Genomic DNA, 9269 nt, shown 5'->3' on the forward strand with positions numbered 1-9269 from the left:
AGGATGATCCTGGCCTCGAGCAAGCCGCGCGTGCGCAGCGCCTCCACGAAGGCCGGCGCGGCGGCCCGCCAGAGGGTCTTGGCCTCGTCCGAGGTCCTGGGAATGCGCCGCGCCCCGGCCGCCCATGGCTGGCCCAGATAGCCGGACTCCTGCAGGTCCCAGCTGTGGGTGATCAGCGCATCGCCTGCCTGCAGCAGGTCGTACCGCTCGTCGATGAAGTCGAGGATGATGTGGGTCGGACGATAGGCGACCAGCGCCTCCATGGCCGTTTTCTGCAGGTCGGCCAACACCGAGTTACGCTGCGAGCGGCTGATGCCGCCCTGCGGCTGGTCGGCGATCGGCTCCAGGCCCACGACGGGCGGCGCCACCAGGCTCGGCAGGGAAGTGCGCGACAGATACAGGAGCTCAGGCGTGGGCTCTTCGAGGATGGGCCAGATGTCGCGGGTGATGCAGCTGCCGATGATGGCGACCTTGGCCACGGAATCTCCAATCGCGCAGGTTCAGTTGCGCCTCGATTGCGGCTCTCTAACACAGGCCGACGTGCGGCCGGCGCCATTGACTTCAAACCGCCGGCCAATCATCTGTCCCCGACGCTCGGCGGCGCCTTTCCGCACAAGGCCCGTTGAAGAAGTGTGGCCGAACGGGCTTCATAGGGCAGCGCCCCGCCGGGGCTCGACGTCTGCAAGCGGTACGGGAACGGTTCAGCCAGCATGAAACTTCTAAGCCTCCTTGGCGCCCTGCCGGACAACCTGCTGACCCGGGCGGTCAAGGAAGGCTACACGCCGCTGGGCGTGGCCGCGGGGTTCTCGGTGGTCAGCAACATGCTGTACCTGGCCCTGCCCATCTACACCTTCCAGGTCTACGGCCGCATCCTGTCGAGCTACAGCGTCTCCAGCCTGGTGGTGCTGACCATCGGCGTGCTGGCGACCTTCGCCATCTCCGGCGTGATTGAGGAATTCCGCACCAAGGTGCTGGTCAACTACGGCCAGGTGCTGGACCAGCGGGTGTCGGGCCACGTCTTCTCGGCGCTGTTCGAGGCGGCGGTGCGGGGCAACCCCGGCATCAGGTCGCAATCCCTGCGCGACCTCGACACCTTCCGGCAAATGCTCACCGGCCCGGCTTTCTCGGCGATCTTCGACCTGCCCTGGATGCCGGTGTTCCTGATCATCCTGTTCCTGATCGATCCCTGGATCGGCCTCGTCACCCTGTTCGGCATGGGTGTGCTGTTCGTGCTCACCGTCATGCAGGACCGCCTGAGCCGGCCGCCGCTGCAGGAGGCCAACGAAGCCGCCCTGCGCAGCTACGCCTTCACCGACGCGGCCCTGCGCAACTCTGAGGTGGTGCGCGCCATGGGCATGGTGCAGCCGCTGGGCGCCCGCTGGGCCGGCTTCCGGGCCGTGACCATGGAGCGCAGCGCCTCGGCCAGCGAGCGGGCCAGCAACATGCAGGCCCTCTCCAAGTTCATGCGCCAGGGCATTCAGGTGTTCACCATCGCCCTCAGCGCCTTCCTGGTGATCCGCGGGGACATGCACCCGGGCCTGCTGTTCGCCAACATGATCTTGGCCGCCCGCGCCCTGCAGCCGATCGAGCGGCTGGTCGGCTCCTACGACAACATCGTCAACGGCATGCGGGCGTTCGAGCGGCTCAATGCGCTGCTCTCGCAGTACCAGCCGCCGCGGGCGGGCACCGCGCTGCCGCGGCCGGTCGGCCAGCTCAGCGTTGAGGGCCTGAACTTCGCCCCGCCGGGCGCCAACCGGTTCATCCTGCAGGGCGTGACCTTCAAGATCGAGCCGGGCGAGACGCTGGGCGTCATCGGCCCGTCGGGAGCCGGCAAGTCGACCCTGGCCCGTCTGCTGGTCGGGATCTTCCGCCCCAACAACGGCCACGTGCGCCTGGACGGCGCCGACGTGTTCGCCTGGGACCGCGGCGACTTCGGCCGCCACGTGGGCTACCTGCCGCAGGACACCGAGCTGTTCTCCGGCACCATCCGCGACAACATCGCCCGCTTCCGCGCCGACGTGAGCGACGAGGAGGTGGTGGCCGCGGCCCAGATGGCCAACGTCCACGAGCTGATCCTGCGCCTGCCGGCCGGCTACGAGACCGACCTGGGCGACGGCGGCTACATCCTTTCGGCGGGACAGCGGCAGCGGGTCGGCCTGGCGCGGGCGCTGCTCGGCGACGTTCGCCTGCTGGTGCTCGACGAACCCAACGCCAGCCTCGACGAGGAAGGCGAGCGGGCGCTCGTCCAGGCGCTCGAGGCGCTCAAGGAACGCGGCTGCACGGTGGTCGTGGTCTCCCACAAGCCGAGCATCTTCCGCTCGGCCGACAAGATGCTCGTCCTTCGCGACGGGCGGGTGCAGATGTTCGGACCGCGGGACCAGGTCCTGAATCGCGTGATCCAGCCTGCCCCCGTCAGACCCATTGAGGCCAACGGATGAACAGGCAACTCGGGCCGGCCCGGCCCTTCCAGGCGCCGGCCTTCACCGTCGAGGACGGCGATGTCGTCGACCTAGACCTCAAGCGTCGCCTTCGCCGGCCGATGGTCATGGGCGGCGCCGTGGTCGGCGTCTTCGTGCTGGGCCTTGGGCTGTTCGCCTCCGTCGCGCCGCTGAACGCGGCCGTGCTCGCGCCCGCCCAGGTGCGCGTCGAGGCCAACCGCAAGACCCTGCGCCATCTCACCGGCGGCACGGTCCGCCAGATCCTGGTCCGCGAGGGCCAGATGGTGAAGGCCGGCCAGCCGCTTCTGCGGATGGACGAGGTCCAGGCCAAGGCCGCCTACGACGTGCTGCAGAGTCAGCACGACGCCCTGCTGGCGCAGAGCGCGCGGCTACAGGCCGAGGCCAGCGGCCAGCGGACGCTCACCTTCCCGCCGCAGCTGACATCCCGCATGTCCGACCCGGCGGTCGCCGCCCTGGTCCGTGACCAGGAGTTCCTGTTCTCGTCGCGGCTGTCGCTCTACGAGAGCCAGACCAGCATGCTGCAGCAGCGGGTCCAGCAGTTCCAGGCCCAGGCCGGCGGCATTCAGGCCCAGCTGGAGTCGGTCGCCGAACAGGTCCGGCTGACCAATGAGGAGCTGGCCGGCTACCGCACCCTTCACGAGAAGGGATTCGCGCCCAAGACGCTGATCCTGCGCTACGAGCGGACGCTGGCGGACCTGGCCGGCCGCCGCGGTCAGCTGATGGGCGAGCTCGGCCGCAACCGCGAACAGATGGCCGAGGCCCAGATCCAGCTCGCCGCCCTGCGCGAGGAGCGAATCACCAAGGGCGCCGAGGCGCTCCGCGAGTCGCAAGCCAGGCTGGCCGAGGTGACGCCCAAGCTCACCGCGGCGACCCAGTCATACCAGCAGACCGTCATCCGCTCGCCGAGCGACGGCTATGTGCTGAACCTGGCCACCCACACGCCGGGCGGCATGGTCGGCTCGGGCGAGGTGCTGATGGATGTGGTGCCTTCGAATGCGCCGCTGATCGTCACGGCACGGATCAAGCCGGAGGAAGTCGACGACGTGCGTCCGGGAATGGATGCGCGGGTGCGGCTGTCGGCCTTCAACTATCGCAAAGTGCCCCCGGTGGAAGCCGAGGTGGTGCACGTCTCGGCCGACGCCCTGATCGACCCGAAGACCAACGCGTCTTACTTCAACGCAGACCTGCGGATACCTGTCCAGGAGCTGCGGAAGCTGCCGAAAGGCGTGAAGCTCGCGCCCGGCATGCCGGCCCAGGCGATGATCACCACGGGCCAGCGGACCATCATGGGCTACATCCTGGGGCCCATTACGGACACCATCCGCACGGCCCTGCGCGAGGAGTGAATCCAGGTAAAACGTGGCGCCGATGACACGGTCCTTGGGAGCGGATTCAGTGGTGTTTTTTGATGTTGCGCGACGCGGAGCCTTCCGATACGTCTTCCACGGGCTCGTTTAACCTTCCGCCGCGAAGCTGCGTGGTGGACGGCGAGGGCCGCTGGGGGCCGCTTCATCCTTCGATGTAGACTGGCGCCTTCAGGGCTCGAGTGACACAGACTGGAGAGAAGAATGGCGACTTATACTTTTGAATCGATCACGCAGGCGCAGGCGACGACCTACTCGACGTCCGACGCTCTCGTGTTCGCGGCTGGTTCGGCGAACCAGGTGTCGGTGCTCTACCAAGTGACCGACGCCACCGTGTTCAACCCGGAAGCCGTCAACGTGGTGATCAGCCACGCTGGCAAGACCGTGACCTTCCCGATCTCGGGCATGGGCGGCGAAACCCTGACCTTCGCTACCGCTGGCGGTGGCCAGGTGATGATCGGCACCACCGGTGCTGACAACTTCGTCGGCAGCGACTTCGGCGACGGCATCTACGGCGGCAACGGCTCGGACAACCTGTACGGCGCCGGCGGCAACGACTTCATCCACGGCAACATCGGCTCCGACGCCATCACCGGCGGTTCGGGCAACGACACCGTGCTGGGCGGCCAGAACGCCGACTTCCTGCTGGGCAACGGCGGGAACGACTACATCCTCGGCAACCTCGGCTCGGACGACCTGTACGGCGGTGAAGGCAACGACACCCTGCTCGGCGGCCAAGACAGCGACAACCTGTACGGCGAAGGCGGCAACGACCTGCTGAACGGCGACATGGGGTCCGACGACCTCTTCGGCGGTGAAGGCAACGACACCCTGAACGGCGGCCAGGACGACGACTTCCTGTACGGCAACAACGGCGACGACTTCCTGCACGGCAATCAGGGCCTGGACTACCTCGAGGGCGGTAACGGCAACGACACCCTCCTCGGCGGTCAGGACAACGACGCCATCTACGGCGAAAACGGCAACGACTACATCCAGGGCAACCTGGGCGTCGATTACGTCGAAGGCGGCAACGGCAACGACACCGTCCTCGGCGGCCAAGCCAACGATGACATCCGCGGTCAGGCCGGCAACGACGTCCTCCTCGGCGACGTCGGCGATGACTCCGTGACCGGCGGCCTGGGCCAAGACACCCTGACCGGCGGCGCTGGCATCGACACCTTCTTCTTCACCGGTCCGGCCGCTGGTCCGCCGGCGGTGGCCTCGTCGAGCCCGGCGGTTGCCGGCTCTCTCGACCAGATCACCGACTGGACGGCCACCGACATCATGGACATCGGCGTCGCCGCGACTTACGGCGAAACCGCCAGCTCGCTGGGCTGGGACGACCTCCTGGCCGCGGTGAACGCGGAAATGGCCGGCGCCAACCCGGCCCTGATGAACACGGCGGCGACGGAAAACGTCATCGCCGTCCAGCAGGGCTCCAACGTGATCGTGTTCATGAACCTGGACGCGACCGCGGGCGCCGACACGGCGGTGGTGCTGCTGAACACGAACCTGGACGCCATCTCCGGCGCCAACTTCGTGGTCTAAGACTTCGGTCCTTCGGGATCGGGAAGGGGCCGCCGCAAGGCGGCCCCTTTTCTTTTGGCCGACGGCCGGATTGCCGCGGCGCGGCGGCGATGCGATCTCATGCCCGCGCGCCGCACGTTGGCGCCGTCACTGAAGGACGTCGGCGGTGTCGAACGCGGCCATCTTGATCCACCCGGACGCCTACGACACGACCGCGCCCCGGTTGATGGGCCGCCAGTCGGCCGGCGAGGGCTTCCTGCGCGGCTTCCTGCGGCACGCGGAAGTCGACCGCTTCCACTTCTGGAACATCAGTCCACAGCCGGTCGCCGCCGTGGAGCGGATGGTGGCCCGCATCGAGCCGCCAAAACGGCCGGTCCGATGGGTCGCGGGCCGCCCGGATCTGCACGAGCCGGGCGTCCTCTATATGCCCGGACCGAGCTTCGGCCCGGAGGCCTGGCTGCGCCGTCCCCTGGGACCTCGCCGCTACGCCCTATGCGGCGTGACCCACACGACCGCCACGCACCGCATCATGGACGCCTTCTCAGACCTGCTCACCAGCCCGGTGGAGCCCTGGGACGCGCTGATCTGCACCTCGCGCGCCGTCCGAGAGAGCACCGAGCACCAGTTCGAGCTGGTCCGCGAAGACCTGAGGGCCCGCCTCGGCGCCACCCGCTTCGCGACCCCCATGGTCGCCACCATTCCGCTCGGCGTGAACGCCGGCGACTTCGCCCCCGACCCCGAGGCGCGCAAGCGCTGGCGCGAGCGGCTCGGGGTCCCGCAGGATGCCGTCGTGGCCTTCTCCATGGGCCGGGTGTCGGTCAGCGGGAAGATGAACCCGGCGCCCGCCGCCATCGCCCTCCAGCAGGCGGCGGAGCGTACCGGGACAAAGCTCTACTGGATCGTCGCCGGCTGGTCGGAAACCGAAGCCCTGGCGGCCCGCGCCCACGGCCTGACCCGCGCCCTCTGCCCGTCCGTGGAGTACATCGCCATCGACGGCCGCCCGGCGGACGTGCGATTCTCCATCTGGTCGGCCGGCGACTTCTTCATCTCGCTGTCGGACAACATCCAGGAGACCTTCGGCCTGACGCCCGTCGAGGCGATGGCCGCCGGCCTCCCCGTCGTGGTCAGCGACTGGGACGGCTATCGCGACACCGTCCGCCACGGCCTCGACGGCTTCCGCATCCCGACCTATGCGCCGCGCCCGGGCCTGGGGCGCGATCTCGCCTACCAGTATGCGGCCGACAACATCACCTACGACGCCTATATCGCCGTCACGACCCAGGTGACCGCCGTCGATCCCGCCCCACTGGCGGCGGCGATCTCCCAGCTGATCCTCGATCCGCAGCTGCGCCGACGGATGGGCGAGGCCGGCCGCCGCCGCGCCGCGGAGGTCTTCGACTGGTCGGTGGTGATTCCCCAGTACCAGGCGCTTTGGGCCGAGCAGAACGCGCGGCGGCTGGCCGCGATACGCCGCGGCGACGCCGTGGTCGGCCCGTCGGACAGTCCGACCCGCCCCGACCCCTTCGCCCTGTTCGCAGGCTACCCCACCGAAACCCTTCAGCCGGACCATCGGCTGGCCATCGCGCCCGGGCTGACCTGGAACACCGCTCGCGCCCGGCTGAGCCACGACCTCGCAACCATGATGAGCGGCTTCCTGCCGTCGATCGAGGAGGCCGAGCGGGTGTTCGAGGCGGTCTCTCGGAACGGCCACATCAGCGTCCGCGAGCTCGTCGCCCCGTTTGGGCCTCGGGCCAACGTCGTCGAGCGGGGCCTGCTCTGGATGGTCAAGTTCGACGTGCTGACCATCCTGGCCCGGCCCGAGCTGGCGGCGGACGCCGACCCGGCCGCCGCCGCCGCGCCGCAACCGGCCCCCGGCGAGTGAAAAAGCACCGGTCTGCTGGACAAGCCTCGCTGCGATTCCTAAGGTCCGCCCGCTCTTAGCAGGGGGAATTCGACAGGCATGCCGGTCATCGCCGTCACCAAGGAGCGCCGCGCCGGCGAAACACGCGTGGCGGCCACGCCCGAGACGGTGAAGAAGCTGGTCGGGGCCGGATTCTCCGTGACCATCGAGCGCGGGGCGGGGATGGCCGCCTCCTATCCCGACGCCGAATACGAGGCCGCCGGCGCGTCCCTGGCGGCCGGCCCGGCCGAGGCGATCGGCGCCGCCGACGTCCTGCTGAAGGTCCGCGCGCCGGTGGACGAGGAGATCGCCGCGCTGAAGGCCGGCGCCATCGTCGTGGCCCTGCTCAACCCGCACCAGGACAAGGCTCCGTTGCAGGCCCTGGCCGCCAAGGGCGCCAGCGCCTTCGCCATGGAGTTCGTGCCGCGGATCACCCGGGCCCAGGTGATGGACGCCCTGTCCTCCCAGGCCAACCTCGCCGGCTACCGCGCCGTCATCGAGGGGGCCCAGGCCTACGGCAAGGCCATGCCGATGATGATGACCGCCGCCGGCACCATCGCCCCGGCCAAGGTGTTCGTGATGGGCGCGGGCGTCGCCGGCCTGCAGGCCATCGCCACCGCGCGGCGCCTGGGCGCCGTGGTCACCGCCACCGACGTGCGCCCCGCCGCCAAGGAGCAGGTGGAGAGCCTGGGCGCCAAGTTTGTCGCCGTCGAGGACGAGGAGTTCAAGCAGGCCGAGACCGCCGCCGGCTACGCCAAGGAGATGAGCACCGAGTACCAGGCCAAGCAGGCCGCGCTCGTCGCCGACCACATCAAGAAGCAGGACATCGTCGTCACCACGGCGCTGATCCCTGGGCGCCCGGCCCCGCGGCTGGTCACCGCCGAGCACGTGGCCTCGATGCGCTACGGCTCGGTGCTGGTCGACCTGGCGGTGGAGCAGGGCGGCAACGTCGAGGGCGTGCGCCCGGGCGAGATCTTCCAGACCGAGGGCGGGGTGACCATCGTCGGCCTCGCCAACCTGCCCGGTCGGGTGGCGGCCGACGCTTCGGCCCTCTACGCCCGCAACCTGTTCGCCTTCGCCGGCCTGTTCCTCGACAAGGAGGGCGCCTTCGCCCCCGACTGGGAGGACGAGATCCTGAAGGCGGCCCTGGTCACCAAGGACGGCGCCGTCGTCCACCCCGCGCTTCAGTAGGGCGCGGGCCTTGTCGCTTCCACGCAAGCCCATTCAACCGAGGTTCTGACCATGGATGCGGTCGATCCCACAGTCTTCCGGCTGGCGATCTTCGTGCTCGCGATCTTCGTGGGCTACTACGTGGTGTGGAGCGTCACCCCGGCGCTGCACACGCCGCTGATGGCGGTGACCAACGCCATCTCCTCGGTGATCATCGTCGGCGCCCTCCTGGCCGCCGCCGCCCACACCGACGGCGGGGAGCTGACCCGCAATGTGCTGATCTCCAAGGGCTCGGGCGCGATCGCCGCCGCCCTGGCCGCCGTCAACATCTTCGGCGGCTTCCTGGTCACCCAGCGGATGCTGGCGATGTACAAGAAGAAAGAGAAGTAGGCGCGCCCATGAACGCCAACCTCGCCGCGCTCGCCTACCTCGTCTCGGGCGTGCTGTTCATCCTGGCCCTGCGCGGCCTGTCCAGCCCGGCCTCCAGCCAGGCCGGCAACCGCAACGGCATGATCGGCATGGCCATCGCCGTGGCCACCGTGCTGCTGACCCTCTGGGGGCAGGGGGCGCTGGACGCCCTGACGCTGGGGCTGATCGCGGCCGGCGTGGCGATCGGCGGCGTGATCGGGGCGGTGATCGCCAAGCGCGTGGCGATGACCTCGATGCCCCAGCTGGTGGCCGCCTTCCACAGCCTGGTGGGCCTGGCCGCCTGCCTGGTGGCGGTCGCGGCGATCCACACGCCCGCCGCCTACGGCATCGTCGATGCGGCCACCGGGCACGTCCACCTGATCTCGCTGGTCGAGCTGTCGCTGGGCCTGGCGATCGGGGCGGTGACCTTCACCGGCT

8 protein-coding genes are annotated in these 9269 nt (G+C 69.3%); 7 read left to right on the top strand and 1 reads right to left on the bottom strand.

The window, feature by feature from the left end:
• Positions 1–479 (bottom strand): DUF6270 domain-containing protein (locus VHK87_RS13360; protein WP_329635387.1); only part of this gene is annotated, 479 nt, incomplete at its 3' end.
• A gap of 231 nt (positions 480–710) precedes the next feature.
• Here VHK87_RS13360 and VHK87_RS13365 point away from each other — a divergent pair.
• The 7 genes from VHK87_RS13365 to VHK87_RS13395 form a co-directional block, all read left to right on the top strand.
• Complete coding sequence (locus tag VHK87_RS13365) at positions 711–2438, top strand: type I secretion system permease/ATPase (RefSeq protein ID WP_329635388.1); 1728 nt, start codon at positions 711–713, stop codon at positions 2436–2438.
• Positions 2435–3805 carry an HlyD family type I secretion periplasmic adaptor subunit gene (locus VHK87_RS13370; RefSeq protein WP_329635389.1) on the top strand — a complete coding sequence of 457 codons (1371 nt, stop codon included), beginning with the start codon at positions 2435–2437 and terminating at the stop codon, positions 3803–3805. The genes VHK87_RS13365 and VHK87_RS13370 overlap by 4 nt, the downstream gene beginning before the upstream one ends.
• Before the next feature lie 222 nt (positions 3806–4027).
• A complete protein-coding gene (locus tag VHK87_RS13375; protein WP_329635390.1) occupies positions 4028–5374 on the top strand; it encodes a calcium-binding protein in 1347 nt (448 codons plus the stop codon).
• A gap of 145 nt (positions 5375–5519) precedes the next feature.
• Complete coding sequence (locus tag VHK87_RS13380; protein ID WP_329635391.1) at positions 5520–7235, top strand: glycosyltransferase; 1716 nt, start codon at positions 5520–5522, stop codon at positions 7233–7235.
• 78 nt (positions 7236–7313) lie between these two features.
• Complete coding sequence (locus tag VHK87_RS13385) at positions 7314–8444, top strand: Re/Si-specific NAD(P)(+) transhydrogenase subunit alpha (RefSeq protein WP_329635392.1); 1131 nt, start codon at positions 7314–7316, stop codon at positions 8442–8444.
• A gap of 51 nt (positions 8445–8495) precedes the next feature.
• Positions 8496–8813: an NAD(P) transhydrogenase subunit alpha gene (locus tag VHK87_RS13390; protein WP_329635393.1), complete on the top strand. Its 318-nt coding sequence runs from the start codon at positions 8496–8498 to the stop codon at positions 8811–8813.
• 8 nt (positions 8814–8821) lie between these two features.
• A partial coding sequence (locus VHK87_RS13395) for an NAD(P)(+) transhydrogenase (Re/Si-specific) subunit beta (RefSeq protein WP_329635394.1) occupies positions 8822–9269 on the top strand: 448 nt, incomplete at its 3' end.

The sequence above is a fragment of the Phenylobacterium sp. genome (assembly GCF_036263695.1).
Taxonomy (GTDB): Bacteria; Pseudomonadota; Alphaproteobacteria; order Caulobacterales; family Caulobacteraceae; genus Phenylobacterium.